The organism is Actinoallomurus vinaceus (assembly GCF_039542055.1).
Taxonomy (GTDB): Bacteria; Actinomycetota; Actinomycetes; order Streptosporangiales; family Streptosporangiaceae; genus Actinoallomurus; species Actinoallomurus vinaceus.
In genome coordinates this window covers 173083-199575 of sequence record NZ_BAABHK010000018.1, presented here as the reverse complement: position 1 = coordinate 199575, position 26493 = coordinate 173083, and the positions used below count along the sequence as shown (strand labels likewise).

General features: G+C 72.1%; 22 protein-coding genes. 12 read left to right on the top strand and 10 right to left on the bottom strand.

The window, feature by feature from the left end:
- The first annotated feature begins 23 nt into the window (after positions 1–23).
- From ABEA24_RS43890 to ABEA24_RS43880, 3 genes are all read left to right on the top strand, one after another.
- Positions 24–668 (top strand): TetR/AcrR family transcriptional regulator C-terminal domain-containing protein, encoded by a 645-nt coding sequence (locus tag ABEA24_RS43890; RefSeq protein WP_345439938.1) that lies wholly within the window; start codon positions 24–26, stop codon positions 666–668.
- Between the two features lie 9 nt (positions 669–677).
- Positions 678–1118, top strand: coding sequence for a type II toxin-antitoxin system PemK/MazF family toxin (locus ABEA24_RS43885; RefSeq protein WP_345439936.1), 441 nt, complete (start codon positions 678–680; stop codon positions 1116–1118).
- Positions 1119–1218: 100 nt separating this feature from the next.
- Positions 1219–2409 (top strand): cellulose-binding domain-containing protein, encoded by a 1191-nt coding sequence (locus ABEA24_RS43880; protein ID WP_345439934.1) that lies wholly within the window; start codon positions 1219–1221, stop codon positions 2407–2409.
- On the opposite strand, the gene ABEA24_RS43875 is transcribed toward ABEA24_RS43880, so the two are convergent.
- The 4 genes from ABEA24_RS43875 to ABEA24_RS43860 all read right to left on the bottom strand — a co-directional run bounded on the left by ABEA24_RS43875 (position 2410) and on the right by ABEA24_RS43860 (position 8552).
- A complete protein-coding gene (locus ABEA24_RS43875; RefSeq protein WP_345439996.1) occupies positions 2410–3591 on the bottom strand; it encodes an MFS transporter in 1182 nt (393 codons plus the stop codon).
- Positions 3592–3740: 149 nt separating this feature from the next.
- Complete coding sequence (locus ABEA24_RS43870; protein ID WP_345439932.1) at positions 3741–4196, bottom strand: DUF5990 family protein; 456 nt, start codon at positions 4194–4196, stop codon at positions 3741–3743.
- Positions 4197–4357: 161 nt separating this feature from the next.
- On the bottom strand, positions 4358–7075 hold the full coding sequence (locus ABEA24_RS43865) for a DUF6493 family protein (RefSeq protein WP_345439930.1): 2718 nt from the start codon (positions 7073–7075) through the stop codon (positions 4358–4360).
- A 154-nt stretch (positions 7076–7229) separates the two neighbouring features.
- A complete protein-coding gene (locus tag ABEA24_RS43860; protein ID WP_345439928.1) occupies positions 7230–8552 on the bottom strand; it encodes an SWIM zinc finger family protein in 1323 nt (440 codons plus the stop codon).
- A gap of 197 nt (positions 8553–8749) precedes the next feature.
- On the opposite strand from ABEA24_RS43860, the gene ABEA24_RS43855 reads away from it, so the two are divergent.
- The 3 genes from ABEA24_RS43855 (at position 8750) to ABEA24_RS43845 (ending at position 12805) form a co-directional block, all read left to right on the top strand.
- Positions 8750–10381: an APC family permease gene (locus ABEA24_RS43855; RefSeq protein ID WP_345439926.1), complete on the top strand. Its 1632-nt coding sequence runs from the start codon at positions 8750–8752 to the stop codon at positions 10379–10381.
- Positions 10382–10548: 167 nt separating this feature from the next.
- Positions 10549–11424 (top strand): response regulator transcription factor, encoded by an 876-nt coding sequence (locus ABEA24_RS43850; RefSeq protein WP_345439924.1) that lies wholly within the window; start codon positions 10549–10551, stop codon positions 11422–11424.
- A gap of 7 nt (positions 11425–11431) precedes the next feature.
- Positions 11432–12805 (top strand): sensor histidine kinase, encoded by a 1374-nt coding sequence (locus ABEA24_RS43845; RefSeq protein ID WP_345439922.1) that lies wholly within the window; start codon positions 11432–11434, stop codon positions 12803–12805.
- A gap of 89 nt (positions 12806–12894) precedes the next feature.
- Here ABEA24_RS43845 and ABEA24_RS43840 read toward each other — a convergent pair whose 3' ends face one another.
- A complete protein-coding gene (locus tag ABEA24_RS43840) occupies positions 12895–13908 on the bottom strand; it encodes a TAXI family TRAP transporter solute-binding subunit (protein ID WP_345439920.1) in 1014 nt (337 codons plus the stop codon).
- 590 nt (positions 13909–14498) lie between these two features.
- Between ABEA24_RS43840 and ABEA24_RS43835 the strand changes: the two genes are divergently transcribed.
- The 3 genes from ABEA24_RS43835 to ABEA24_RS43825 all read left to right on the top strand — a co-directional run bounded on the left by ABEA24_RS43835 (position 14499) and on the right by ABEA24_RS43825 (position 19899).
- Positions 14499–17126: a right-handed parallel beta-helix repeat-containing protein gene (locus ABEA24_RS43835; protein ID WP_345439918.1), complete on the top strand. Its 2628-nt coding sequence runs from the start codon at positions 14499–14501 to the stop codon at positions 17124–17126.
- A gap of 52 nt (positions 17127–17178) precedes the next feature.
- Positions 17179–18018 (top strand): SAM-dependent methyltransferase, encoded by an 840-nt coding sequence (locus ABEA24_RS43830; protein WP_345439916.1) that lies wholly within the window; start codon positions 17179–17181, stop codon positions 18016–18018.
- 159 nt (positions 18019–18177) lie between these two features.
- Positions 18178–19899 carry a DEAD/DEAH box helicase gene (locus tag ABEA24_RS43825; RefSeq protein WP_345439914.1) on the top strand — a complete coding sequence of 574 codons (1722 nt, stop codon included), beginning with the start codon at positions 18178–18180 and terminating at the stop codon, positions 19897–19899.
- A 150-nt stretch (positions 19900–20049) separates the two neighbouring features.
- Here ABEA24_RS43825 and ABEA24_RS43820 read toward each other — a convergent pair whose 3' ends face one another.
- Positions 20050–20991, bottom strand: coding sequence for a LysR family transcriptional regulator (locus ABEA24_RS43820; RefSeq protein ID WP_345439912.1), 942 nt, complete (start codon positions 20989–20991; stop codon positions 20050–20052).
- A 92-nt stretch (positions 20992–21083) separates the two neighbouring features.
- Here ABEA24_RS43820 and ABEA24_RS43815 point away from each other — a divergent pair, with 92 nt between their 5' ends.
- Positions 21084–21305: a hypothetical protein gene (locus ABEA24_RS43815; RefSeq protein ID WP_345439910.1), complete on the top strand. Its 222-nt coding sequence runs from the start codon at positions 21084–21086 to the stop codon at positions 21303–21305.
- Positions 21306–21654: 349 nt separating this feature from the next.
- Here ABEA24_RS43815 and ABEA24_RS43810 read toward each other — a convergent pair whose 3' ends face one another.
- Positions 21655–22545 (bottom strand): DUF2268 domain-containing putative Zn-dependent protease, encoded by an 891-nt coding sequence (locus ABEA24_RS43810; RefSeq protein ID WP_345439908.1) that lies wholly within the window; start codon positions 22543–22545, stop codon positions 21655–21657.
- Between the two features lie 177 nt (positions 22546–22722).
- Between ABEA24_RS43810 and ABEA24_RS43805 the strand changes: the two genes are divergently transcribed.
- Both ABEA24_RS43805 and ABEA24_RS43800 read left to right on the top strand, forming a co-directional pair.
- The gene (locus ABEA24_RS43805) at positions 22723–23493 is read left to right on the top strand and encodes an SDR family oxidoreductase (RefSeq protein WP_345439906.1); all 771 of its coding nucleotides are present in this window, start codon (positions 22723–22725) and stop codon (positions 23491–23493) included.
- Positions 23494–23635: 142 nt separating this feature from the next.
- Positions 23636–24121: a hypothetical protein gene (locus tag ABEA24_RS43800; protein ID WP_345439904.1), complete on the top strand. Its 486-nt coding sequence runs from the start codon at positions 23636–23638 to the stop codon at positions 24119–24121.
- A 4-nt stretch (positions 24122–24125) separates the two neighbouring features.
- On the opposite strand, the gene ABEA24_RS43795 is transcribed toward ABEA24_RS43800, so the two are convergent.
- The 3 genes from ABEA24_RS43795 to ABEA24_RS43785 form a co-directional block, all read right to left on the bottom strand.
- Positions 24126–25190: a hypothetical protein gene (locus tag ABEA24_RS43795; RefSeq protein ID WP_345439902.1), complete on the bottom strand. Its 1065-nt coding sequence runs from the start codon at positions 25188–25190 to the stop codon at positions 24126–24128.
- Positions 25191–25193: 3 nt separating this feature from the next.
- On the bottom strand, positions 25194–25847 hold the full coding sequence (locus tag ABEA24_RS43790) for a hypothetical protein (protein WP_345439900.1): 654 nt from the start codon (positions 25845–25847) through the stop codon (positions 25194–25196).
- Between the two features lie 94 nt (positions 25848–25941).
- Positions 25942–26424 (bottom strand): hypothetical protein, encoded by a 483-nt coding sequence (locus ABEA24_RS43785; RefSeq protein WP_345439898.1) that lies wholly within the window; start codon positions 26422–26424, stop codon positions 25942–25944.
- Positions 26425–26493: the final 69 nt, after the last annotated feature.

Sequence of the window (26493 nt, the reverse complement as noted above, 5' to 3'; positions counted from 1 at the left end):
TCTACGCAAGATCCTTGTGCGTCATGGAATCCGATGATCAATCGGCGTGGTCTTCGCCGGCGGGCGGTCATGGCGACGCCGTACGACATCAGGTGCTCGGAGCGGCCGCGGACATCATGCGGGGCGCCCCGGCCGTCGGCTCCGATGGGCGGGCGGCCGCGGACCCGTCCGATCAGTCCGCGGTGACCCTCTACCTCGCCCTTCTGCAGGACCGGCTGCCCGTCTACGCGCGCGTCATGAAGGACCTGGGCACGCGGGTCGGCAAAGGTGACGTCACCGACAACCTGGCTCCCGCCGCTCAGGCGACCATCGGCTTCTACACGGGGATCCTGACCGCGAAGGTGTCCGTCTTCGCCAACCCGGACCAGCTGATGCGGCTCCGGCAGGTCTTCCAGACCCATGACCTGGGTCCGCAGGCGGCGTACGACGCCGTCGCGCGCTACCTCGCCGGGGAGCGCGAGCTCGGACGGATCGCGCCGGACGTCGACTGCACGGCGGCCGCCCAGCTCCTCCTCGGTGCCTGCCTCAACCACGTCTTCATGAAGATGTTGCTCGGTGAGGCACCCGCGGAGGACGCGTACATCGCCCAGATCATCGCCGGCCTCCGCCTCGGTCACCGTCCGGCGTGCTCTCTGGCCGAGGGAACGGCGCCGGACCCGGCCGGATAGGCTGCCCGGATGCTTGATCACGGTGAAGACCCGCGGCCGGCCCGCGGAGTGGTGCGTGAGATCTACACCCCTGAGCGGGCCGCGACCCTGGAATACTCCCCGGACCTGGACGGGCTCGCGGACCCCGGTGAGATCGTCTGGGCGTGGGTGCCCTACGAGGAGGACCCGGCGCGCGGGAAGGACCGGCCGCTGCTGGTCGTCGGACGCCACGGGCGCCGGCTGCTCGCGATGATGCTGTCCAGCCGCGACCACGGTGACGACCCGGACTGGATGGAGCTGGGCTCGGGAACCTGGGACCGTGACGGCCGTGACTCGTACGTGCGGCTGGACCGCGTCTTCGAGCTCGACGAGGACGACATCCGCCGGGAGGGCGCGATCCTCGAAGGCGAGCGCTTCGCCCACGTGGCCGCCGTCCTGATGCGCCTGCACGGCTGGAAGCCCACTCACTGAGCCGTTCCGGCCGGTCGTGAAAGAACGTGGAAGATCCTTGCCGGGGTGGTTGAGGTGCTCGCACTCTGGTGCGTACGCGCCGCCCCGGTGAGGAGTGCCCATGACCGGCCCAGCGAACCCCCGTCCCACGACTTCCCGGCGTCTCTCGTGGCCGTACGGGGTGGTCCCGGCGGTGCTCGGGGCCGTGCTCCTCGTGGTGTCGCTCACCCTCGGCCTGCCGGGGGCCGGGTCGGCGTCCGCCGCGCCGCCCTGCGCGGTGGCCTACTCCCTCAACCAGTGGACGGGCGGCTTCACCGCGCAGGTCACGGTCACCAACAACGCCGCGCCCGTCACGAGCTGGACGTTGACCTGGACGTTCGCCGGGGACCAGAAGGTCACCTCGGCCTGGAACGCCCAGGTCACGCAGACCGGGCAGGCCGTCACGGCCCACGACAGCGGCTACAACGGCACGCTCGCGACCGGAGGGTCGGCGGGTTTCGGCTTCCAGGGGACCTTCAGCGGCCAGAACGCGGTCCCGGGCGACTTCGCCCTGAACGGTGCGCGCTGCGACGGTGACGGCACGCCCACGCCGACCCCCACCCCGACGCCCACGCCGCCGACGTCATGCGCGCAGGCGGCGTTCTGCGACGGCTTCGAGGGCCAGACCGGCACGACGCCGTCCGGCGCCTGGCAGCCGTCGTACCCGGACTGCCAGGGCACCGGCACCGTGGCCGTCGACCACACCCAGGCCCACACCGGCAGCACGTCGCTTCGCGTCGACGGCGGCGCGACCTACTGCGACCACGCGTTCGCCGTCAACACGACGGGCGTGGCCGCGGCCGGGCCGGTGGTGTACGTCCGCTACTACGTCCGGCACACGCAGGCGCTGCCGGCCGGGCACGTCGCCTTCACGACCCTCACCGACGCGGCCGACGGCGGCAAGCACCTGCGGCTGGGCGGCCAGAACCAGGCGCTGCAGTGGAACCGCGAGTCCGACGACGCGACGCTGCCCGAGCAGAGCCCGGCCGGAGTCGCGATGAGCGTGCCGCTCCCGGTGAACCAGTGGTCCTGCCTGGAGTTCGCCGTCAACGGGACGAACGGCACCATGAGCACCTGGCTGAACGGAACCGAGGTGGCGGGCCTCCACCTCGACGGCACCCCGACGCCGGACGTCGACCGCCAGTGGCTGAGCCGGGCGAACTGGCGCCCGCACCCCACCGACCTGCGCCTCGGCTGGGAGAGCTACGGCGGCGCGCAGGACACCCTCTGGTTCGACGACGTCGCCGTCGGCTCCTCCCGCATCGGCTGCTGATCAGGGGAGCCGCGGCCGGCCGAGCCCCGTGCGGGTGGTGCGCAGCGGGCGGGAGGCAAGGGCGAGCAGCCCGGTCCCGGCGACCGCGACCGCGCACACGGCGACGGCGAGGGCAGCGCCGGCCAGGCCCGCGACATTGCCGAGGACGTTGTTCATGACCAGGAGCGACAGGCTCTGCACGAGCGTCAACAGGGCCTGAATACGGGAGAGATGGGACTCCGGCGTCACCGTCATGATCAGCGGGCCGATGTGCGAGGAGAACAGCCCGTTGCCGAGCCCGACGATCAGTCCCGCGCCCATTGCCGCGGCGGAACTTGGCGCGAGGGCGAGCGCGAGCACGCCGAGCCCGGCCACCATCAGACCGCATGCGGCCAGCAGACCAGGTCGGCCCAGTGGACCGCGTCGTACGACACCGAGCGTGACGGCGACCATGCCGATGCCCTGGGCGCCGACGACGAGGCCGGTGGCACCCGCGCTCCAGTGCCGGTCGCGGGCGAGCAGCGGCAGCAGCAGCGGCATGACGGGCAGGAGGAACCCGGCCGCCGTCCCCACGAGGAGCAGCCCCGGCCGCAGCACCGCGTCGCCGAAGCCCACGCGTACGGCGTCGGCGGCCTCCCGTAGGACGTTCCGCTCGGTGCCGGCCGCCGGTACGTCCTGACGCGGCTTGATCACGATCAGTACGACGAGTACGAGAACGAAGGTGACGGCGTCGACGAGCGCCGCCCCGGCCAGGCCCGCGAGCCCGACCAGGAGACCACCCAGCGGGCCGCCCCCCATCGTGATGAGCTGTGCGCCGACCTGCCGCAGCGCGAGCGCGCGGGGGAGGCGGGCGTTGCCGACGAGACGGCGTGGCATCGACCCCGAGGCGGGCAGGTAGAAGGCGTCCACGACGCCGATCAGGACACCCGCGGCGATCAGCAGCCAGGGCTCGGCACCCAAGTGGTACGACAGGGCGGCCAGCACGAGCGACACGACGAGCATCGCCGAGTCACCGGCGATCATCACGCGACGCGCTCCGAGCCGGTCGCCGACCGCACCGCCCACGAGCAGCAGCGCCACGCGGGGCAGGTTGATCGCGGTGAGCACCAGGCCCGCCACCGCGCCGCTGTGCGCGGTCGCCGCCCAGCCCAGCGCGAAGTACAGCATGGAGTCGCCGGCGAGCGACGCGAGCGCGCCCGACAGCCAGACGAGATACGCGCGCGGCAGCCGGGGGTGCCCGGCCGGAGCCGAGGCGTCGGGACGTGGCTCGGCGGTGGACGCAGCGGAACCCCCGCTGCCCTGCTCGGCGTTACTGATGGGTTATCTCCGGTGATAGGGACACAGACGGGAGTTCAGGAGCCGGCCGACCATTCGATCAGCGGAGGCCGGACCGCCGCGCACAGCGGATGGCCGCGCGCATCGGTCAATCCCAATTGGGCCACCAACAGCCCGCTGCTCACCGCCGCGTCCAGGACGTCCAGGCCGATGGCGTCGAACCACAGCTTCGCCCGCCGGAACATCGCGAAATGCCCGTCGCTGTTCACGGCCCCCCATGACAGGTAGACGAACCGGCTACCCGGACGACCCTGCACGTAGGGGCCGCGAAGATCCCACCCCGTCTCGGTCGCGGTGGTGGTGACCTCCAGCTCCCATGCCGCGGAGGGGGCGTCGCCGGGGTGCAGGTCGAGAAGCTCAGCCGGGCGGTCACGCCGCTGCACGCCGACGTGGATGTTGCGGTAACCGGGAAAACCGGGGGCCTGTCCACAATCCCGTCCGGGCAGCTGTGACGCCTCGATGCGAATCAGCACGACACCATCATTCCTGTCTCATATGGGGCGGATCGTGTAGCCGTGGTGGATGTCGCTGGTGACCAAAGCTCGACAAAGCTGCACGGCAGGACGCACGTACGGCGTGGGAGACGCGGCCGGTCGAGCCCGAGCGGACTCGGCCGGCCGTCGGTGGTTCCGGGTCAGGGGAGGACGTGTGTCAGGCGGCGCGCCTCTGCGACGAGGCGGCTGGAACCGCCGCGTTCGGCGACGGCCTTGAGCGCGGGAACCCCCTCCCGGGGCCGTACGACGCCGGCGACCTCCACGCCGAGGGCGAGCAGGTCGGCGAGGCGCTGCGGGCGGCCCTCGAGGGCGGGCGGGAGCGCCGCGGCGATCACCTCCCAGGTCTGCGCCCAGGCTCCCGACCGGGCCAGGTCGGTGAGGGCGGCCACGACCCGGTTGAGCGACAGCACACCGTCGCGGGCCATCGTCCCCAGTTCCCTGCCGAGCGCCGACCAGTCCGGCCCGTCGGCGGCCGGGCCGCCGCGCGTGCCGTCGGCCCTCCCCGAGGGCGCGTCCGCCGCAGTCACACGCGGCTCCCGCGCGACGAGGATGAGGAGGGCGTCGACGGCGCAGGCACGGTCCGTTCGGTCGCGGGCGCCGAGGCCGTAGGCGAGCGCGAGGGTCATCCCGATGCCGATGGGTCCGTCGGCCTCGGCGAGCACCGGCAGCAGCGGACCGGCCCCGCTGCCGCGCCGGGTCTGGGCGGCGAAGTGGCCGGCCAGGTGGGAGGCGCTGATGTCGCGGTGCGCCGGGAGCATCGCGGGCCAGCACGACAGCCAGTACGAGGAGTAGCCCGGCCAGGTGTCCGCCTCGTAGATCGCGGTCAGGACGGTCGCCAGCGTCCCGTCCTGGGCACGGGACGTCATGGTCACCAGATCCCGGACGCACTTCTCGTCACCCCAGTGATGGGCCTTGAACTCGTGGCGATGGCGTGTGACCTCGGGAGCGGGCAGTCCGCCGTCCGCGAGCCGGTCGGCGAGGGACGTGGCCGCGGCCGTGCCGATCCGCCGCGCGCGGACCGTGATGCCGTCATCGACCTCGCGAGGCAACCGGAGCAAAGCCTGTTCGAGGTCGAGCGGCCATGGCTCCAGGCCCTCGGCGGCGAGGCGCTCCAGCCGGGCGAGGAGCTCGGCCGGATCGAGCAGGCCGGAGGCCGTGGTCGGGGTGGACACCAGCATCGGCCGGGGATCGTGCGCGAGTCCGACCGCGATCTCGTGCAGCCGGAGCACCAGTACCCGCTCCGGCCCGGCCCACGAACGTCGGTCCACGGCTTTACGCCACTTCCGCTCCCTGGCCCTACGGCGCGGACCGGGCGGGACCACCGCCGCGCCGATGGCCGACAACAGCTCCCCGGCCTCGCTCGGGAACCGGTAACGCTCCGGGGGAGAGGCGAGGCCTGGGCTGATGCGGTACCGCTTCATGACCGGATCGAGCGCGTCGCGCAGCGCGGCGCGGTCGGCCCAGGCGAACGCCACCAGCGCGGCGAGCACCCGTTCGACGGCGGTCGGGTCGACGACGTCCGAGCGGCCGGCCCACAGCACCGAGAACTCCTCGGCCAGCTCGCCGGGAGAGCCGATCGGCGACGGCGGCGCCGGCGGTGACCAAGCGGGCGGGCCGGGCACGGGGACGGCCGGATCGGACGGGTCCCCGCCGAAGGCCTCGGTGGCGCGCTCCCTGAGATCGACGGGGAGCACGGACGCCGCCTCGGCCAGCTCGGCGTACACGTCGAGGGAGGCGTGCTCGATCGCCAGTCCCAAGGCCCGCTCCTGCAGGTCCGCCGCCTCCTGCCCGAAGGCGGTCGCGATCACGCGGACGACCTCGCTCGCGTCGCCGCGCCGGGCGACCGCGTCCAGGCGTTTGAGCTGGGCGCGGACGAGCTTCTTCTCGCGGCGCAGGAGCACGGACCGGCTCGCGTCGAGCAGCGTGTCGAGCTCGAGCCGCCCGGCGTCGTCGAGACGGAAGAGGGCGTCCTGCGCCATGCCGGCCACGGTCGACGGACCGTCCGGAAGCAGGGCGGCGTAGTCGCGGGCCCGGACCGCGAGCTCGTCCACGGTCGGTGCGACCGCCTGGTGCACGGCCAGGAAGCCGCGAAGCTCACCGGCGCGTCCGCCGCGCTGCAGCGCGCCGAGGCACGCGTCGAGGAGCGTATCCCGGTCGACGAGGCCCTCGGCGGTGAGCGTCGTGAGGGTGGCGGGCCAGCCCTCGGCGTGAGGCCGGTCGAACCACCCGCCGGCCTGCTCGACCTCGAACGCCTGGAGGATCACGGCCGCCCACCGCGGATCTCGGCGGACCTGCTCGATCACGGCCGAACCGTTGACCGCGTGCTCTCCCACCCAGCCGGTCACGAAACCGTCTGCGAGGGGCGGATCGATTCCGGTGCGCTCGGTGAGCCCGTTGACGAGCTGCCACAAGAGCTGGTCGTCCCAGTTCCGCATGCGCAGCCGTTCGGCGAGCCGGCCGATCAGGCCCGGCAGCCAGGTGGCTTCGCGTCCGATCAGGATGTCGATGACCGCGCCGACGACGTCGTACGGTTCCGGCCGGTTCTGCCACGCGACGACTACTACGGGCGAGGCGTCGGTCGGGGCCAGCCACGGCTGGACGTGGTCCTGAAGCCGCCCGCGGGCCAGCCAGGGAGCGAGGGCGGCGGCCCCGGACAGGCAGGCCGCGCCGGCGATGGTCACCGCGGTGCCGCTGTTCGACCACCGGAGCTGCCAGTCGCGGCGCAGCCGCCGCTCGTACTCCTTCAGCGGCGTGACCAGCGGCCGCCGCTCCTCGTCCGACAGTCCGCGCGCCAGCTCGGCGACGGCGGGGACGTCGCCCTTGTCGAGCAGGGGCTTCAGGTCGTTCCAGCCGGTCATGCGGCCTCCTCCTTCGCCCGACCAACCTGTTCTTCCCGACCAACCTGTTCTTCCCGACCAACCGGCCCCGACCGACCTCCCGGCCCCGACCGACTCCCGGCGTCGGAGGAGTGACCAGAGGTGCTGTGCTTTTTGGCTCCCTCGCTTCGCTCGGTCACGTGTCACCTCTCCGGGCGATCTCGGCGGCGAGCACGTGCTTGCACTTGCCGCGGCTGCCGCGGTACTCGGCCCACCACGGGCAGGTGCAGGAGGCGGCGTCGCTCTCGAAGCGCACGCGTTGCCCGCCCACGACGGTCAGGTCGCCGTCCGGGCGAACCTCGCCGGCGGCGATCAGCGCGCGGGCGTTCGCCAGGCGCGGGTTCATCGCCTCGGCGAGTCCGGCGTCGTACGGCAGTTCGCGGTGGAAGTAGGCCGCCTCCGCGAGGTCGAATCCCACCCGGCCCGCGGTGCCGAGCCGGGTGAGCGCGTGGCGCACCCGGTCGGCGGGCAGGCCGGACCGGTCGGCGAGCAGATCGACCTCCACTCGCGGTTCGAAGGCGAGCAGCGCGCCGACCAGGTCGGCGTCGGCCTCGTCGCGTGTGAGCCCGTCGAGCACCGCGCCCTCGCCGGAGAAGCCGCGGCGGACCTCGGGGGAGAGCGTCAGGACGAGCCGCATGCCGGGCAGGTCGAGTTCCCACGCGCTCGCGCACGGCAGGTCACCGGGCCGTACCGCCGGACCGTACGCGCGCAGCGCGCGGGCGTACGGCAGCAGCGGAGCCAGCGCCTCGAGGCGCTGCGGGCCGGGCAGGCAGACCGCGCCCGGAGCGGCGCGCGGGGTCAGCCGCAACGAACGGCCCGCCGGCACGACCCACTGTGCGCCGCTCGCCCGCGAACCCTTCGGGAGGGATCGCAGGAAGCGTGCGGCCTCGGCCGCCGACAGCTCGGCGCGGGGCTCGAAGCCCGCGGTGATCACCTGGACCTCGGCGAACCCGCGCAGCCAGCGCTGGGGCAGCGGGACCTTCTTCTCCACGACGGTGCCGTCGAAGGTGGTCACCGTGAGCTCGTCCGGCCCGACCGCGAGGTGCAGCGGGTCGCGGCCGACCCGGGTGAGCGACTGGCGGAGCGGCTCGCCCACGTCGACGTTCGTGGTGCCACGGTCGTGCATCTCGCCGTCGAGCGCGTCGGACAGCAGGTCCAGCCGGGCGTAGACGCCGCAGCAGGCGGAGAACGACTCGAAGCGCAGGCGGTCGCCGTTGGACGTCACCACCGGGTCGCGTACGCGCTCCTGGATCGGCAGGAAGTACCGGGTCCGGGCCACCTTGGCGACCGCGAGCAGGCCGGCCGCGGCGGGTGCCGGGTCGGTCAGGAAGCCGGAGAAGAAGCGGGGATGAGCCGCCGGGCCGGCCAGCGCGGTGCCGCCGGAGGTCTCCAGGCCGAGCCGGCCGTCGGCCAGCGAGGAGCGGTGGAGATAGGCGTAGGACTGCGTCACATCCGACATGCCCGGCGACGCTACAAGCCGGTGCCGTCAAAACTTCCGAAGTGTCCGAATCGTCCCTGGCGGAACCTCAGATCTCGCTCAAACGTCTTGGGCCGCGTCGCCGGGCGGGTGGATCCTCGACCAAATCTCGCGAGACACGCCTTTCTCCCCCCGCGAATCTCCCCCCGCGAAAGCGCGCAATGAATATGGAGTGATCCATGGCGAACGCGTCACCCCCGTCCGGGTCCGCGTCGGCCGGTGACTACCGGCGGCGACTCGGGACGTTCTCGCTCCTCATGGTCGGGCTCAGCTCGATCATCGGATCCGGCTGGCTGTTCGGATCCTGGAAGGCCGCGAAGGTCGCCGGACCGGCGGCCCTCTTCGCGTGGATCATCGGCGCCGGCATCATGATCCTCATCGGGCTCTCGTACATGGAGCTCGGGTCGGCGTTCCCCAAGTCCGGGGGCATGGTCCGGTACGCGCAGTACTCCCACGGCTCGCTCGTCGGCTTCATGGGCGGCTGGTCGAACTGGATCGCGATCGTCTCGGTCATCCCGATCGAGGCCGAGGCCTCGATCCAGTACATGAGCTCGTGGAAGTGGCACTGGGCGAAGGGCCTGTACGACGGGAAGGAACTCCATCCGATGGGGCTGGCGCTCGCCGCCGTCCTCGTCGTCGTCTACTTCCTGCTCAATTATTGGACCGTGAGGTTGTACGCGATGGCGAACAACTTCATCATGATCGTCAAGTTCGCCGTCCCGGCGCTGACGGTCATCGGGCTGATCGCCTCCGGCTTCCACGGCTCCAACTTCACGCACCACGGCGGCTTCGCCCCGTACGGCTGGGCGGCGGTGCTCAGCGCGATCGCGACCTCCGGCGTGGTGTTCGCCTACAACGGCTTCCAGAGCCCGATCAACCTCGCCGGTGAGGCGCGCAACCCCGGCCGTTCGGTGCCGATCGCGCTGATCGGCGCGCTGGTCATCGCGGCGCTCGTGTACGTGGGCCTGCAGACGGCGTTCCTCGGCGCGGTCCCCGGTCACCTGCTCGGCCACGGCTGGTCCGGCATCGACTTCAACTCGCCGTTCGCCGACCTGGCGATGGCGTGGAACCTCAACTGGCTCGCCGTCACCCTGTACGCCGACGCGTTCGTCTCCCCGTCCGGCACGGGCATGACCTACACCGCCTCCACCGCCCGGATGATCCAGGGCATGAAGGAGAACGGCTACTTCCCGAAGATCCTCGGCCGCGTCCACCCGAAGTACGGCATCCCGCAGCCGGCGATGTGGTTCAACCTGGCCGTCTCCTTCGTCTTCCTGTTCACGTTCCGAGGCTGGGGATCGCTCGCCGAGGTCATCTCGGTCGCGACCGTCATCTCGTACGTGACCGGGCCGGTGTCGGCGATGGTGCTGCGCCGGACCTGTCCGGACCTGAAGCGGCCCGCCCGCGCGCCGGCGCTGAAGATCGTCGCTCCGGCCGGGTTCATGTTCGCCTCCCTGCTCCTGTACTGGTCGAAGTGGCCGCTGACCGGTGAGGTCGTCGGAATCATGGCCCTCGGCCTGCCGATCTACCTGTTCTACGGCTGGCGGCAGCGGTTCGCCGGATGGGCCCCGCACCTGAAGGCCGGCATCTGGCTCGTCGCCTACCTGGCCTGGATGGTGCTGCTGTCCGCGCTGGGCAGCGCGAAGTTCGGCGGCCACGACCTGATCCCGTACGGCGTGGACATGGGCGTCGTCGCCGTGACGTCGCTGGCCTTCTACGCCTGGGGCGTCCGCAGCGGCTGGGCGGGGCCGTCGCGCGAGGTCGCGGGCGAGTCGGCGGCCGCGCAGGCCGACCTGGCCCCGGTGGGCTGACCCGAACTCCGGTCCAGGCCCTCCCGTCCCCTCCGTCCCCCCGGCGGGAGGGCCCGGACCGGTTCACCGCACGGGCCCGGCCGGGTCGGCGGTGAGGGACCGGTACGGTGAGCGATTGATTGATCCCGATACGTGGCGTCGGTGACGTCGGACAGGAAGGAGCGGTGATGCGGCTGCTCGTCGTGGAGGATGATGTGCGCGTCGCCGCGGCACTGTGCTCGGTGCTCCGGCGACACGGCTTCGAGGTCGAGCCCGCGCGGACGGCGGCGGAGGCCCTTGAGCGCCTCGACAGCGAACCGGACGTGATCCTGCTGGACCTCGGCCTGCCCGACCGCGACGGGTTCGAGCTGTGCGGCCGCATCCGCGCCGTCCGCGACATCCCCATCATCATGGTCACCGCGCGGGCCGACGTGCGCTCCCGGATCCACGGCCTCCACCTCGGCGCGGACGACTACGTCGTCAAGCCGTACGACGTCGGCGAGCTGATCGCGCGGATCCACGTCGTCAGCCGCCGCACCGCGCGGCACGACGGCGCCCGGCCCGCCGAGCCGCCCGCCGACGCGCTCATCGCCGGGCGCATCCACCTGGACCGGCTCCGCCGGGTCGTCAGCGTCGACGGGGTGCCCGCGAGCCTGACCCGCAAGGAGTTCGACCTGCTCGCGGTCCTCGCCCGCCGACCCGGCGTCGTCTGCCCCCGCGAGCAGCTGATCAGCGAGGTGTGGCGGACCAACTGGCAGGGCAACCAACGGACCCTGGAGGTCCACATCGCCTCCCTGCGCGCCAAACTGAGGGTGCCCGACGCCATCCAGACCGTACGGGGGGTGGGCTACCGCGTCACTCCCGACGGCGGCCCGCCGGCGGAAGGCTCGCCGGCCACAGGCCCGTCGGCCGGTGCTCCGCAGGTGACCGGCCCCTCGACGGGGGGCCCACAAGTGACGGACCCGCCGGCGGAGGCTCCGAAGGCGAACGGACCATCGGCCGGAAGCCCGCGCATCACGAGGCCGTCCGCCGAGGGCCCGCGCTCCGGACGCCCGCTACCCTGATCCGACCGTGCGCGCTCGCCTGATTCTCGTCCTCAACACCCTTGTCATCTGCAGCCTGCTCGCGCTCGGCGTCCCGCTGGCCACGAGCATCGTCCGGCAGCACCAGGATGCGCTGTTCCAGGACCGCCTCGACGACACGGCGCGATTCGCGGCACGCGCCATGGGCGCTCCCATCGGCGCGTCCTCCCTGGACGTCGGCTCCGAACTCACGCGCTACCACCAGCTGTACGGGGTGTCGGTGGCGGTGATCGACCGGCAGCGCTCGACCTGGGTCAGCACGCCCGGCTATCCCGACAATGAGACGGGCGACATCGCGGTCGGGCTGCGGCAGGCGTTCGCGGGCCGGCACAGCGCCGAGCCCCGCACGATCTGGCCCTGGGACGACCGCCCTCTCGTGGTGACCGCGCCGGTGACGCGGAACGGCGACGTCATCGGCGCCGTGGTGACGGTCTCGCCCACGGACCGCATGCGTTCCGCCGTCGCCCGGAACTGGGCGCTGCTCGCCGCCGCCGAGGCGGTCGCCGTACTGCTGTTCCTGGCCCTCGCCCACCTGCTGGCCACCTGGGTTCTGCGGCCCGTGCGCGCGCTCGACGCGGTGACCCACACGATCGCGACCGGTCGGCTCGACGTGCGCGCGCCGGCCGCCACCGGGCCTCCGGAGCTGCGCCGCCTCACGACGTCGTTCAACGAGATGGTGCAGAAGGTGGAGGCCACGATGGAACGCCAGCGCGCCTTCGTCGCCGACGCCTCCCACCAGCTGCGCAATCCGCTGTCCGCCGTCATGCTGCGGCTCGAGGGACTGGCGCTGTCCCTGCCCCCGGGGTCGGAAGAGGAGCTCCAGGATCTCCGGCATGAGGCCCAGCGCCTCACCCGCGTCCTCGACGACCTGCTGGAACTCGCCCTCGCCGAGGAGGGCGGCCCCGAGGTGGAGGCCATCGACGTGGCCGTGCTCGTCGACGAACGCGTCACCGCCTGGCAGGTCGTCGCCGACCAGCGCGCCATCGAGGTGCGCCGAAGCTGGGAGGGGCCGGTGCTGGGCGCTGCCGACCCCACCGGCATCGGCAGCGCCTTCGACGCGGTGATCGACAACGCGCTGAAGTTCTCCCCGGAGGGATCGGCCGTCACCGTCGAGATCGCCGCGGTCGGTGACGACGTCGAGATCCGCGTCATCGACGAGGGTTCCGGCCTGCCGCCCGAGGAACTCGCCCGCATCGGCGACCGCTTCTGGCGCAGCCCCGGCCACCAGAACGTCGACGGCTCCGGGCTCGGGATCTCCGTCGCCCGTACCCTCCTCGAGGCGAGCGGCGGTCGGCTGGAGGTGGCCGCCGCCGAGGGGGCGGGCCTGCGGGTGACCATGGCCGTGCCCGCCGTCAATGCCTGATCGGCGTCCCGTCGGCCGACGGTGGCCGGGCACCGCGCTGGTGTGATGGGCGGACGTTGCGGCGGCCCTTCACAGGGTGCGGCGGCCCTTCAAAGCTTGATGGATCGGTAGTACCGCGCTGCTCCCGGATGCAGGGGTACGGGATCGGTCTGGACGGCGCTGCGCACGTCCAACAGCTCGGCCGAGGGTACGGCCGCCGCGATGGCGTTCCGGTTGTGGATCAGGACCTCGGTCAGGCGGTAGGCGAGCCCGGCATCGAGAGCGGGCGGGGCCACCAGGTAGTTGGCCAGGGCGAGGGTCTGGACCTCGTCGACGTTCACGTAGGTGCCGCCGGGGACCGTGGCCGCCCGGTAGTACGGGCCGTAGCGTCGGCGGATCTCTGGCGCCAGCCCGCCCAGTGGGATGAAGCGGAGCGGTAGGCGCCCGGCCAGCTCGGCGATCCCGGCTGTGGGCAGACCCCCGGACCAGAAGAACGCGTCGATCAAACCCGTGCGCAGCGCGGCGGCCGCGTATTCCAGGCCCAGATGGACCCGCCGTATGTGTCGTTCCACCTTCGGCCCGGCGGCGGTCAGCACTCGCTGGGCCACGATCTCCACGCCCGACCCTTTCCCGCCGACCGAGACGACCCGGCCGCGCAGGTCGTCGATCGACCAGAAGCCCGACGATCCCTTGACCACCAGGTGGATGTAGTCGTCGTACAGGCGGGCCAGCGCCTGGAGCGGCACACCGGATCCGGACGTCGTGGTGCCGGCGGCGTCCGCCGCCACGAACGCCAGCCGGTCGCGGCCGTCCCGCAGCCGCTGGAGGTTGTCGACGGACCCGCTGGTGACGTCCACTGAGGTATGGACGCCCGGGAGCTCACGGTCGATCAGCCCGGCGAGCCGCCGACCGTACAGGTAGTAGACCCCGTCCGCGACGCCGGTCGCGATCGGCAGCGGCCCCTTCCGGTAGTCGCCCGAGCCACCGGTCAGCGCGCAGCCACCGGCCGCTCCGAGGCCGGCCGTCCCCAGGGCGGCCAGCCGGAGACCGGCCAGCAGCGCCGTCCGCCGGTCCGGCATACTCGCCCGGCTCGGGTAGCCGGGCGGTCGCGCAGGGTAGGCCATAAGGCATGATCTCACTCACCGGAACGGTGCCGGTGCGCGTTGCGGCATCGTGATCGAGCGAGACGTATCGGACGCCGGATCGTGAAATCGCGGCACTCGCGTGCGGCAGATGAGCCTGGCAAGCTTGATCGCGTGGGTATGCCAGGGAACACGGATCGTGAGGACTTCCGGTCATGCCGGCCGGACGCCGCGGCACCTCTTCCCCCGGTGCTCGCGGTGACGGTAACAGCCGCCAGGGCACGCGGGCCGGCGGCGGCCGGGAGACGCGGGACCGGGGTACCCGGGATGCGAGGGCGTGCGGTGGCCGCACTGGGCAGGCCTGCAGCCACCGGGGCACACGGGCCTGGGGCGACCGCGGCCGGCGGGCTCGGGGCGAGGATCGGCGGACTCGCGGCGACGGCCGGTGGGTCCCTTGTGACGATCGGCGGGCGGTCCTGACCGGCCCGCGGCCCCCGGTCCCCGGGCCGGGAGCCCCGGGAGATCGGCGGCCGCCCGGTCAGCAGGGACCGCTGGGGGAGAGCAGGGTCAAGGCGGGGTGGCAGCGCGTCGCGCCCGGAGCCTGGGGCGGGCACCGGACGATCGGCGCCGCCGTGCGGGCCGCCGCCGACGGCGCGGTGGTCTCCGTGCCGCCCGGCATCTACAACGAGGCGCTCATCGTCGACCGTGACGTCACGATCGTCGCCGCCAGGGGCGCGGGCACTGTACGCGTCGTCTCGCCGCACGGGCCGGCGCTCAGTCTGCACGGCTGCTCGGCCACCGTGCGCGACCTGACGCTCGAGGCGCCCGCGTCGGCGGACGTGGCCGTGCTGGTCCGCTCCGGCACTCCGGTGATCGAAGGTTGCGAGATCAGCGGTGGCGGCATCACCTTCACCGACGCGGCGTTCACGCTGCGCGGCTGCACCGTGCGCGACGCGGGCGACTCGGGCGTGCGCGTGACGGGCACGAGCACGGGCATCGTCGCGGACTGCACCGTACGGTCGGCGGCCGGCGCGGGCGTACGCCTCGACGGCGTCGCCCAGCTCGAGTGCGTCCGAACGGTCGTCGACGGGGCGCGCGGTCCCGGCCTGCAGCTGACCGCCGGCGCCCACGGGCTGTTCACCGACTGCGAGGTCAGCGGGTCAGGAGAGGCCGCGCTGGCCATCGGAGCGGCGGCGTACGCCTACCTCCGGGGGTGCAAGCTGCACGACTCCGGCGCGCAGGGGGTGCGCCTGGAGGACTCGGCAGGGGTCGCGGGGCAGGCGGCCGCCTCGGGTGCCGCTCACCGGGGCGACGAGGCCGAAGGTGCCTCCGCCGGCCTGGACGACCGCCGTGTCCGGCTCGAGGGGTGCGAGATCGTCCGCACCAAGGCCGAGGGCGTCCTCGTCCGGGGCGAGGCCGTCGCCCGGCTGAAGGACTGTCAGGTCCGCGAGACCGACGCGGTGGCGATCATGGCGACCGGGTCGTGCCGGCTGGAGCTGGAGGACGTGCGCGCGGTGGACGTCACGGGGACGGCGCTCGTCGTCACCGGTTCGGCCGCCGTACGCGCCCGCCGGTCGGTCTTCGCCCGGTCGGCGGCCAACGGCGTCCATTGCAAGGGCGACGCGGTCGTGTCGCTGCGGGAGTGCGAGATCGCCCGGACGGCGTTCACGGCGGTCCACCTCGGCGGCGGCGCGCGGGCCACGTTGCAGGACTGCCACATCCGCGAGTCGCCGGAGCACGGCGTCCGGGTCGACGAGCGCGCCGACCTGTTCGCCGAGCGGACCCGGATCGAGCGGGCCCGGATGACGGGAGTGTCGATCGAGGGCGCTGACGCCGTGCTGCGCGAGTGCCGGATCAGCGACGTCGAGATGGGGGCACAGATCACCACGCGGCACCGGCCGCTGCTCGACGCGTGCGACTTCTCCGACGTGGTGCGCACGGGGATCGAGGTCGGGCCCGACACCGGTGTGCTGATCCGCGGGGGCCGCGTGTCGGGGACGGGCTCGGCCGGGATGTTCCTCGACGAGGGCAGCGAGGCGTGGATCGAGGATGTCGAGATCTGCGACACCGAGGGCAGCGCGCTGGTGATCTGGACGGGTGCCCGCCCGCGCGTCCGGTCGGTGACCATCGCCCGGTGCGGGAAGAACGGCGTGTACGTCAACGAGGGCGGCGCGGGCGTGCTCGAGGACTGCGACATCTCCGAGACGGGTTTTCCCGCGCTGTTCGTCGGACCGCACGCCACGCCCACCGTGCGCCGCTGTCTGATCCACGACACGAAGGAGGACCTCACCGTCGCGGAGGGCGCCGAGCCGGTCTTCCAGGACTGCCGTACCGGCAATGTGGCCACCAGCGCGATGCCGTCCGCCGAGCGCAGCCAGCGCGCCGTGTTCCGCCCCGGCGCCGCGAACGCGACCGCCGGCGGCGCCCTCGCGAACGGAGAGGGCAAGGAGGACCTGGCCGACCTCCTCGCCGAGCTCGAGCGCCTGGTCGGCCTGGGCCGCGTCAAGCAGGAGGTCGCCTCCCTGGCCAAGCTGATGCAGATGGTCAAGCGCCGCGAGGAGGTGGGGCTCTCGCCGCCGCCGCTGTCCCGGCACCTGGTGTTCGCCGGCAACCCGGGCACCGGCAAGACCACCGTCGCCCGCCTCTACGGCCGGATCCTCGCGGCCCTGGGGCTGCTGTCCGGCGGCCACCTGGTCGAGACCGACCGCGGCGACCTGGTGGGGGAGTACGTCGGGCACACCGCGCCGAAGACGCAGGCCGTGTTCAAGCGGGCGCTCGGCGGCGTGCTGTTCGTCGACGAGGCGTACGCCCTGGCGCCGTACGGGCAGAGCAACGACTTCGGGCAGGAGGCCATCGCCACGCTGGTCAAGCTGATGGAGGACCACCGCGACGAGGTCGTCGTGATCGCCGCCGGCTATCCCGGGGACATGGAGCGGTTCATCGACTCCAACCCGGGGCTCGCGTCGCGGTTCACGCGCACGCTGACCTTCGAGGACTACTCCTCCGAGGAACTCGTCCGGATCGTGCAGCACCAGGCCCGGCAGCACGACTACCACCTGCCGGACGACACCCTCGCCCGCCTGCTGGACTACTTCGAGCGCTACCCGCGCGGGGCGCGGTTCGGCAACGGCCGCGCGGCCCGGCAGGTGTTCCAGCGGGTGACCGAGCAGCAGGCACAGCGGGTGGCGGAGCTGCGCGCGCCGACGAAGGAGGATCTGACGATTGTGCAGCCGGAGGACCTTCCGGACGGACCGCTTTAGACGGCTCTTTGATGGTCCAACGGTAAGTGCCGCTTTCTGGGATGATTTCGCCGTGGCGGTTCGCGAGGGAGCACACGTGGAGTCAGCGTCGCGGTCGTCGGGCTTCGATCCGACGATGCCGAACGAAGCCCGGATGCTCGACTACATGCTCGGTGGGAAGGACCACTTCGCCGCCGACCGCGCCGCCGCCGACCGGGCCCTCGCCCTGGCACCTGAGCTGCCCATGATGGCGCGCGAGTCGCGGAAGTTCCTCAACCGGGCGGTGCGCTTCCTCGTGGGGGCCGGGATCCGGCAGTTCGTCGACATCGGCTGCGGGCTGCCGACCCAGAGCCCTGTGCACGAGGTCGCGCAGGCCGCGGCCCCGGACGCGCGGGTCGTCTACGTCGACAATGACCCGCTCGTCGTCAACCACGCCCAGGCGCTCCTGACACACACGGCCCGGACCGCCGCGATCCACGCGGACCTGCGCGAACCCGATGAACTGCTCGCCCATCCGCGGCTGACGGATCTGATCGACCTGGGGCGGCCGGTCGGGGTCGTGCTGGTCGGCGTACTGGGCGTGATACCGGAGGACGACGTCGCGCGGAGCGTCGTCGACCGGCTGCGCCGGGCGGTCGTTCCCGGAAGCCACCTGGTCATGACGCAGGCCATCTCCGACGTGCGTCCCGAGGTCACCGAGCAGCTGTCCGCGCTCTACCAGGACGAGCAGATCGTCCGCGGGTCGCGCCGGCGCAACGTCCGCACCCGGGCGGAGGTCGAGACCTACTTCGAGGGGCTCGAACTCGCCGAGCCCGGTATCGTCCATGTACCGGCGTGGCGCCCGGACCCCGGCGAACCCTCCGTCGACCCCCGGGATGTCTGGGCGATCGCGGGCGTGGGGCGCAAGCCCTGACGGGTGCCGCCGCAGAACATCCCCGCCCCGAGCGTTTCACTTCCGCGCCTTCCGCGCGGACGGCTCCCGCCCCGTCGGGAACGCTCCAACCCGGGGTGGTCGAACGACGCCGAACGGGACGGTGTAGGCGTAGAGGTGAGCTTTGGGAAGGACGAGTCGATGACGACCCCGAATGAGTCCGATGGCACGGCCGATGGCACGGTCGACGGCACGACGGGCTTCACGGACCTGCCGCTGCGGCCGGAGCTGCTGAACGCCCTGTCCGGTCTGGGCTACGAGGAGCCCACCCCGATCCAGCGGGAGGCGATCCCGCCGCTGATCGAGGGCGGCGACCTCGTCGGGCAGGCGGCGACGGGGACGGGCAAGACCGCGGCGTTCGCGCTGCCGATCCTGCAGCGGATATCGGAGGGCCGGGGCGCCGGCCCGTTCGCCCTCGTGCTCGTGCCGACCCGTGAGCTGGCCGTCCAGGTCTCCCAGGCGTTCCACCGGTACGGCCGGGAGCTGGGTGCGCGCGCCCTGCCGATCTACGGTGGCCAGCCGATCGGCTGGCAGATCAAGTCGATCGAGCGCGGAGTCGATGTCGTCGTCGCCACACCGGGACGGGCCCTCGACCACATCAGGCGCGGCACGCTCCGGCTGGACACCGTACGCGTCGTCGTCCTCGACGAGGCCGACGAGATGCTCGACATGGGCTTCGCCGAGGACATCGAGGCGATCCTGCAGGAGACCCCCGAGGAACGCCAGACCGTGCTGTTCTCGGCGACGCTGCCCCCGCGCATCGAGGGCCTCACCGGGCGCTACCTGCGCGAACCCGCCCGGATCCAGATGGGCCGCGAGACGGCCGCGCCGGGCGAGACGCCGAAGGTGCGGCAGGAGGCGTACGTCGTCGGCCGCGCCCACAAGCCGGCGGCGCTCGGGCGGCTGCTCGACGTGGAGGCGCCCACGGCCGCGATCGTGTTCTGCCGGACGCGTGAGGAGGTCGACACCCTCACCGAGAACCTCAACGGCTCGGGCTACCGCGCCGAGGCCCTGCACGGCGGGATGAGCCAGGAACACCGGGACCGGGTCATGGGGCGGCTGCGGGGCGGCACCGCCGAACTGCTCATCGCCACCGACGTGGCCGCGCGAGGGCTCGACATCGAGCAGCTCACCCACGTCGTCAACTACAACGTCCCCTCCGCGCCCGAGACGTACGTGCACCGCATCGGCCGCGTCGGGCGCGCGGGCCGCGAGGGCGTCGCGATCACTCTCGCGGAGCCGCGCGAGCACCGCATGCTCAAGGCGATCGAGCGTCAGACCAAGCAGCGGATCACCGTCCAGAAGGTCCCGACCGTCGCCGACCTGCGGGCCCGGCGTTTCGAGCTGACCCGCGCGGCGCTGCAGGAGAGCCTTCTCGAGGACGACCTGCAGCAGTTCCTCGGCGTGGTCGAGCCACTCGCCGAGGAGTTCGACGTCATGGAGGTGGCGCTCGCGGCGGTCAAGCTCGCGTACGACTCCAGCGGGGCGACGGTCGACGAGGAGGAGATCCCGGAGGTCGCCCCCAGGCCCGAGCGCGATGGGCGTGACGGCCGCGACCGCCGGGACGGCAACCGTCGCGAACGCCGCGGCCGCGGACCCGCCGAGGGCATGACACGGCTGTTCGTCGGCGCCGGCCGCAGCGCCGGGATCCGGCCGCAGGACCTGGTCGGCGCCATCGCCGGCGAGTCCCGCCTGTCCGGGCGCGACATCGGCACGATCGAGATCGCGGACCGCTTCTCCCTCGTCGAGATCCCCGAAGGCGCCGCCGACGACGTGATCAAGGCCCTGCGCAGGACCACCATCAAGGGCCGCAAGCCCACCGTCCGCCGCGAACGCGACGCCGCCCCCCGCCGATCCCGCTGACGCCCGGGCCGGGCATGTAGCGACGGCCACGAGCGACCGAATACCTATCGTGGTTGCGGTTGGAGGACGACGACCCGCCGCCGTGGGGGCCGCCCCACGAGGACGCGCTGGTCGTGGCCCGGGATGACGTCGCCGGCCATGTGATCGCCTTCACGTAGGGCGGGCGACGCCGGGATGCTCGGCCGCCAGCGTGTCGGCCGCGGCCCGCAAGGCGTCGAGGACCGCGCGGACCGACGGCCGTACGTCGCCGTCCCTGCGGGTCCAGACGATCACGTGGCGCCGTACGGTCGCGTCGGCCAGGTCGCGGACGGCGATTCCGGACTGTTCGGTGAAGCGGACCAGCTCGGGCAGGAAGCCGATGGCCTGGCCGTGGGCGGCGAGGGCGAGGTTCACGAGCAGGTCGTTCGAGCGGTACCGGATCTCGGGGCGGAACCCGCCATGCTCCACGCACAGCCGCTCGGTGATCTCGGCGTGCGATGTGCCGGGGTGCCCGGATGCCCACACCTCGCCCGCGAGGTCGGCGATCCGTACGGCCGACTCCGAGGCGGCGAGGCGGTGCCCGGCGGGCAGGATCAGCCGGGTCGGCTCGGTGAGCAGGATCTCGTCGATCAGGTCGGCGGTGCGCGGCCGACGGAGGACGTCGTACTCGTTGCTGATGACCAGGTCGACCTCCTGCAGGACCAGCGCCTGCAAGGCGTGCTCGAACTCGTCATCGAGCACCTCGACTACGAGATCCGGGTACTGGGCGGACAGCACCTCCAGGGCGGGTGCCACCACGTGCAGCAGGGCGGTCTGGAACGCGACGAGCCGTACGGTCCCGGCGACCAGTCCGCACGCGGCGCGCGCGGCGTCTTCGGCCTGCTTGGCCTGGGTGAGGAGACCTTCGGCGGCGCGTGCCAGCGTCTCGCCAGCCTCGGTCAGCCGCAGGCGGCGACCGACACGTTCGGTGAGCGGCACCCCGATGTCCTTCTGGAGCTGGGCCAGCTGCTGCGACACCGCGGACGGGCTGTAGCCGAGCGCGCCGGCGACCGCGCCGACCGTGCCGCGCAGCTGAAGCTCGCGGAGCACCCGCAACCGGGCCAGGTCAATCATTCAGCAAGTCTTACACGTTCCATGCAGTAATGCTCGCTGGACCTTCATGGTTTAAGGGCCGACAATGTAAGCAGCAAGAAAGCAGAACACTGATGACGGAGGAGATCGCCATGCTGGCGATGGTCGCGATTCTCGTCGCGCTCGCTGTACTCGGACCCCTAGCCGGCGCGGACAGCCGCGACGGCCTCGACTGGGCGCGGAACAACTTCTGGATGCGCCGCCGCGCCGCACTCGAGCCGGTCGCCGACCGCACCGTCGAGACCGCGCGTCACAACCGCGTCCGCGAGCACCGGACGATCCCGGCCGCCCGCTGACGCGGGCATCGTGCCCACCGGCCGGGGCGGTCGATCGGCCGGACGATTGAGGGCCCCGCCCGCGCCGCAGGGCAGCGGGCAGGGGCGGGTGGGTCACCAGGCGCCCCCGTTGGCGCGGGCCGAATGCTCGGAAACGGAATGTGCGAGTCGCCATCCCCCGGGCAAATCGCCCAAGAGTGGTCGTCATCACCGAGCTCTGCGCCCGGTCGCGATGCCGCCGCCCCCGACGTATGCCGGTTCCAGGTCGCCGGAGCCGGCATGCGTCGAGGGCGGCGGACCGCTGTCGGCCGGCAATGCCAACCAATCGGTTGTTCGTACGAAACGCGCCCGCGCGATCCCGTCCGGGTGGTCACGCGTTGGTCGGTACGCCCGCGTTGACGAGGATCTCGCGCGCCGGCAGGGCGGTGCTCTGGGCGGCGGTCAGACCGGAGGCCGCCAGGTGGGCGTCCACGATCCGCAGTCCCGCCGCGTACCCGGCGAAGTCCGGCAGCCCCACGGGCTGCTGCCCCATGAGCCGCGCGGTGGCGTCGCCGAAGACGTACGCGGGCAGGTTCCGCATCCCGGCCACGTCGATCCCGGCGGTGATCTTCTCGTAGGCGCTGTCCAGCTCCGCACCGGTCAGGCCCTGCGACCAGGGGCCCATCGCCTGTTCGCCGGCCAGTTCCCGTACGAACGCCTCGGCCAGTCCCTCGGCGACGACCTGTTCGCCGACCGTGACGGCCATCGGGTTCCAGACCACGTTCGCGTAGCGCACGTTGTGGTGGAGTTCGTGGGCGGCGGCGTGGCCGATTTTCTTCAGGCTCGTCTCGGTGGGCCACATCAGCAGGTGGATCGCGCCTGGGATCCCGCCCATGCCGAAGTAGCCGGCGCTGCGGACGGTGAGGTGGTGGTCGTCGGGGTCGCCGAGCACCAGGACGACGTCCACGGTCTCGGCGTGCTCGATGCCGGGCACCGCACCGCTGATCCGCTCCCACGCGGCGGCGAGAGAGTCCTCGACCCGGCTCCACACGCCCGTGTCCTGCATCTGACGCAGAGCGGGCACGTGCCGGGGATCGTCGCGGTCGAGCCGGAAGCCGCTGCCCATCTGGTGTATCTGGACCAGGTCGATATCGCCCATCGCGGCGGACATCGCGCTCTGGAGCGGGCTGAGCATTTCTCGCAGGGCGTCGGGCCGTTCCTCCAGCGGTCGCCGCAGGAGGTCGAGCATGGCCGACGCCGTGTCGTGAACCACGATCTTCATGGCTCGGAAGGTAGGCCCTCCTGTTACGTAAGGGTCAAACGGCGTGATCGTGCGGCTTGGGCGTCGGGACCGCCGTCACTCTGTTGGGATTTCCGAGGTCGCGTTGTCACATCCCAAGGTCATACGTCGTCTCCCTGATGACGGATCAGAGCGAGCCGATGGGACAGGGGCAGGTAGATGAAGATCGCGGTAGCGGGGGCGACGGGGATGGTCGGGCGTCATCTCGTGGCGGTGCTCAAGGACGGCGGACACGATGTGGTCGCGATGTCACGTTCCGGCGGTGTGGACGTGGTCACAGGTGACGGTCTGGCCGCGGCCCTGAAGGGCGTGGAGGGCGTCATCGACGTGGCCAACGCCGGAACGACCGATCAGGCCGCGGCCACCGAGTTCTTCACCGCCGCGGCCCGGAACCTGCAGGAGGCCGGGGAGCGGGCCGGCGTGCGCCGGCTGGTCGTGCTCTCCATCCTGGGGGTCGACCGGTTCTCCGGCGGGTACATGGCGGCCAAGGCGGCGCAGGAGCGGGCCGTGGTCTCGGGTTCGGTTCCGGTCATCGTGTTGCGTGCGGCGCAGTTCCATGAGTTCGCCGGGCAGACGCTTGAGTGGGGCAGGCAGGGTGCGGTGAGTCACGTGCCGGTCATGCGCGTACAGCCGGTGGCCGCCGAGGCGGTCGCCCGGGCGCTCGCCGACCTGGTCACCGGTGCCCGACCGGCGCCCGCCACGGGCCCGGGCGAGGCGCCGATTCTGGAGATCGCCGGTCCGCGGGAGGAACAACTCGTCGACATGGCCACCCGCCTCGCGGCCCGGCGCGGCGAGCCGGTGCGCGTCGAAGGCGCGGAGGACCCGGCGGACCCGGACCGCGACGTGGTACGGGCCGGTGCGCTGCTGCCCGGCCCGGGTGCCACCCTCACCGGCCCGACGTTCCAGGAGTGGCTCGACGCCGCGTTCTGACTCCCGGCCTCCACGCCGAGGGTTTTCGGGGTCCTGGCCACGAATACCCTCGGCGGTCGTGCCGGGGCCCCGGATCGCGTCATTCGGTTGGTTCCCGGAATGCGCCATGAAGGGCCGGCCGGGGCGGGAGTACGCTCCGATCATGTCCTATGCGTATATGGGGCCGGGCGGCCCAGCGCGGCATCCTGCGCCCATATCGGTGCTGTCGGCCCGCATACTCCTCTCGGTTCAGGCCTCGATCTGGGCGCTTCTCGCCTTTGGCCTCTCGCCCTCCGCTCTGAGCTATCTCTACACCGGCAGCGTTCCCCACTTCGACGGGGCGACCGCGGCCTGGGCCGTCATCGCCCCGTGCTTCGCCGCGGGTTCCGCGGCGCTGGCGCTGTACTTGAAGCCCGGCAGGAAGGGAGTACGGCGAACGGTCATCGGCCTGGAGACCCTGATGGCCTGCTTCGGCACCTACCTCTCCTTCAAAATGCTTCCATTGCCATCAGGCGAATGGCCGACCCTTCCAGGCGCCCTTATCCTCCTGCCTGCGGCATTCTGGGGTGCCGTCCTCTCGCTCGCTTGTGTCATGGGTCTGCTGAGCCGCACGGCCCGGCGGTTCGCTCGTTCTCTGCCGGCCGGATAAAGGCTCACCGCTGCCGTACGAACTCCAGGCGTACGGGGTCGTTGTCGGCGATCAGTAGTACGACGCCGTGCGTCGGAGTCCAGCCGTCGGAGACGAGGACGTAGTGACCGCCGGTGTGGAGGTTGAGCCGCAGGCCGGTGTACCGGTAGCGGTAGGCGGCCTGCGGGTCGGTCAGCGTGGTCTCCGTCACACCCGGCGCGGTCAGGTACAGGCGCTTGGGGCTGTAGACGACGACCTGGGTCAGGCCCCCGATGTGGGAGGCGAAGTGGTCCGCCAATGCGTAGCCGCGGACCTCGGCGTAGTTGGACGTCCCCCAGAACAGCGTGACGCCGACGATGATCGCGATGAACGCGCGCAGCAGCGGCACTCGCCCCGGCAGAGGCTCGGCCGCGCCGGGCAGCATGCTCCGCAGGTGGGCGGCGTACAGGATGAGGAGGGCGCCGGCGCCGATGCCGAAGGGCAAGGCGACGTAGGCCGTCGCCCGCCAGACGTAGCCGAGGACCCAGACGAGCCCCGGAAGGATGAGCCAGGCGAACGGCAGGATCCGGAGCGTCCACCGGACGACGCGGTCGTCCCGCCCCTTGCCGTGGATGCGCCGCACCAGCCGGTCGTCCCACTGGAGCCATACCATCCCGCCGACCGCGATGACCAGGAGCAGCACGAGCACCGGTAGGACACTGCGCAGGACGTAGTCGCGGGTGGGCATGCCGAGGATGCTCTCGTCGAACCCCAGCTCCCTCGACTGCACGTCGTTGCGCCGCCAGCCGAAGTACACGAACAGGGCGGTCAGGACGGTGGCGTTGGCGACGACGCCGAAGATCCAGCGGAGGATCTCGTTGTCCTTCCCGCCCTCACCGGGGGCCTCGCCCGTCGCCGTCCCCCCTTGCGGTGCCGCTTTCGTCTCCGGGCCGCCTGGCAGGGAGGTCGGTGTCCCCGTTTCAGGAGCGCCCGGGCGGGAGATCGAAGTGCCCGCGTCGGGTGCCGTTCCAGGGGGAGGGGTCGGTGTTCCCGGCGCCGTCTCCCGCCCTCCCGCCGAGGCCTCCGTACGTTCCGGGTGCCCGTCCGGCATGGGTCACCCGCCGGTTCCGGATGAGGACTCCGGGGAGTCGGAGGGGCCGGTGGAGGTCGCGGGCCCGGACGATTCTCCTCCTCCGGGCGACGAGGGGGCGGAGGGTTCCGGCTCAGGCGCCGGGCAGGTCCCGTACGCCGATCTCGGCCGCTGGTAGACGACGGACGCGGAGGCCCGGTAAAGCTCGCAGAGGAACCAGTTGTGCGAATCGAAAGAGGGCCGGGTGAGCGTTCGAAGACCGTCCTGCGCGGTGTCCAGGTCATGTCGGCACACCGCGATGCCGATCTTCATTATCTTCCCGTAGCTGCTCCCGTCCTTGTCCAAACCCTGATATTCCATCTCCTTCTGCGCCTTATCGCACTGCTTGCTACGGATGAAGTTGTAGACGAAGGCAGGGGGATTACCGCTGCTCGGGCCGTCGGGCAGGCCGAAGCCGTATCGGTCGCCGCCGCTGCCACCTCCGTTCCCGTTTCCGCCACCGTGGCCGCCGCTTCCGCCGGAGCCGCCGTGGTCGCCGCCGGAGCCGTTCACGGCGCCGCTGTTGCAGCCGGCGAGCAGAGTGGCGACGAACGCCATGGCCGCCAGCGGGCCCCTGGTTCTCCGGCCGAGGCCGCGGCGGGGCCCGGACAGATCCTGGATCGATGTTCTGGCGGTCATGACGCCGGTCTCCCCGTCTGCTCTGGTGGTCCCGCAGGGCTGATGCGGGCTGGAAAGGGCCCGGCCGGCGCCCCCGCAACGGCCGGGCGATGGGTCAGATGTTGTGGAAGAAGTCGCCGCCGGCGGAGGCGAAGTAGATCTCGGCGCCCCCGGGCGCCGAGAAGAGCATGGAGATCCCGACGCCCCACGCGATCCCGTCATGGTTGACGTTGAAGGTGTTGAAAGCGTCCAGGCTCCCGGAGTGGTTGCCGTCGACGCTGAGCCCGTCGCGCTGCAGGATGCGGTTCGGGCCGTCCCAGACGTGCACCGACCGCAGCGCGCCGAACTGCGCCGTGACCGAGAAGAGGATCATGACCCGGCCGAGCGTCGCGCGGCGGTCCTCGACGATGACCGGCGTCGGGATCGCGATGTGGAACCAGTTGCTCTGGCCCTCCTTGAGGTAGTAGTAGGCCCCGAAGCCTTCGCGCAGCCCGTTGACGTCGACGAACGGCTGGTTGTTAGGAGCGAGCGTCGGCGGGCCCATGCTCTGGGCGACGCAGGAGTACCCCGGCACCCATGACGCGTACAGCTTGGCCATCTCTGCCCCTTCCCCGTCTCGCCGCCGGAGGTTCGGCGGCTGATGGCCACGCTAGAAACGCCAGGCGGG

What these genes read in the sequence shown, in the direction of transcription:
- ABEA24_RS43850 (WP_345439924.1), top strand. Translation starts at nt 10,549, where the DNA reads ATGCGGCTGCTCGTCGTGGAGGATGATGTGCGCGTCGCCGCGGCACTG.
- ABEA24_RS43795 (WP_345439902.1), bottom strand. Translation starts at nt 25,190, where the DNA reads ATGCCGGACGGGCACCCGGAACGTACGGAGGCCTCGGCGGGAGGGCGG.
- ABEA24_RS43855 (WP_345439926.1), top strand. Translation starts at nt 8,750, where the DNA reads ATGGCGAACGCGTCACCCCCGTCCGGGTCCGCGTCGGCCGGTGACTAC.
- ABEA24_RS43790 (WP_345439900.1), bottom strand. Translation starts at nt 25,847, where the DNA reads ATGACCGCCAGAACATCGATCCAGGATCTGTCCGGGCCCCGCCGCGGC.
- ABEA24_RS43865 (WP_345439930.1), bottom strand. Translation starts at nt 7,075, where the DNA reads ATGACCGGCTGGAACGACCTGAAGCCCCTGCTCGACAAGGGCGACGTC.
- ABEA24_RS43800 (WP_345439904.1), top strand. Translation starts at nt 23,636, where the DNA reads ATGTCCTATGCGTATATGGGGCCGGGCGGCCCAGCGCGGCATCCTGCG.
- ABEA24_RS43805 (WP_345439906.1), top strand. Translation starts at nt 22,723, where the DNA reads ATGAAGATCGCGGTAGCGGGGGCGACGGGGATGGTCGGGCGTCATCTC.
- ABEA24_RS43820 (WP_345439912.1), bottom strand. Translation starts at nt 20,991, where the DNA reads ATGATTGACCTGGCCCGGTTGCGGGTGCTCCGCGAGCTTCAGCTGCGC.
- ABEA24_RS43840 (WP_345439920.1), bottom strand. Translation starts at nt 13,908, where the DNA reads ATGGCCTACCCTGCGCGACCGCCCGGCTACCCGAGCCGGGCGAGTATG.
- ABEA24_RS43810 (WP_345439908.1), bottom strand. Translation starts at nt 22,545, where the DNA reads ATGAAGATCGTGGTTCACGACACGGCGTCGGCCATGCTCGACCTCCTG.
- ABEA24_RS43785 (WP_345439898.1), bottom strand. Translation starts at nt 26,424, where the DNA reads ATGGCCAAGCTGTACGCGTCATGGGTGCCGGGGTACTCCTGCGTCGCC.
- ABEA24_RS43815 (WP_345439910.1), top strand. Translation starts at nt 21,084, where the DNA reads ATGACGGAGGAGATCGCCATGCTGGCGATGGTCGCGATTCTCGTCGCG.
- ABEA24_RS43880 (WP_345439934.1), top strand. Translation starts at nt 1,219, where the DNA reads ATGACCGGCCCAGCGAACCCCCGTCCCACGACTTCCCGGCGTCTCTCG.
- ABEA24_RS43890 (WP_345439938.1), top strand. Translation starts at nt 24, where the DNA reads ATGGAATCCGATGATCAATCGGCGTGGTCTTCGCCGGCGGGCGGTCAT.
- ABEA24_RS43860 (WP_345439928.1), bottom strand. Translation starts at nt 8,552, where the DNA reads ATGTCGGATGTGACGCAGTCCTACGCCTATCTCCACCGCTCCTCGCTG.
- ABEA24_RS43885 (WP_345439936.1), top strand. Translation starts at nt 678, where the DNA reads ATGCTTGATCACGGTGAAGACCCGCGGCCGGCCCGCGGAGTGGTGCGT.
- ABEA24_RS43825 (WP_345439914.1), top strand. Translation starts at nt 18,178, where the DNA reads ATGACGACCCCGAATGAGTCCGATGGCACGGCCGATGGCACGGTCGAC.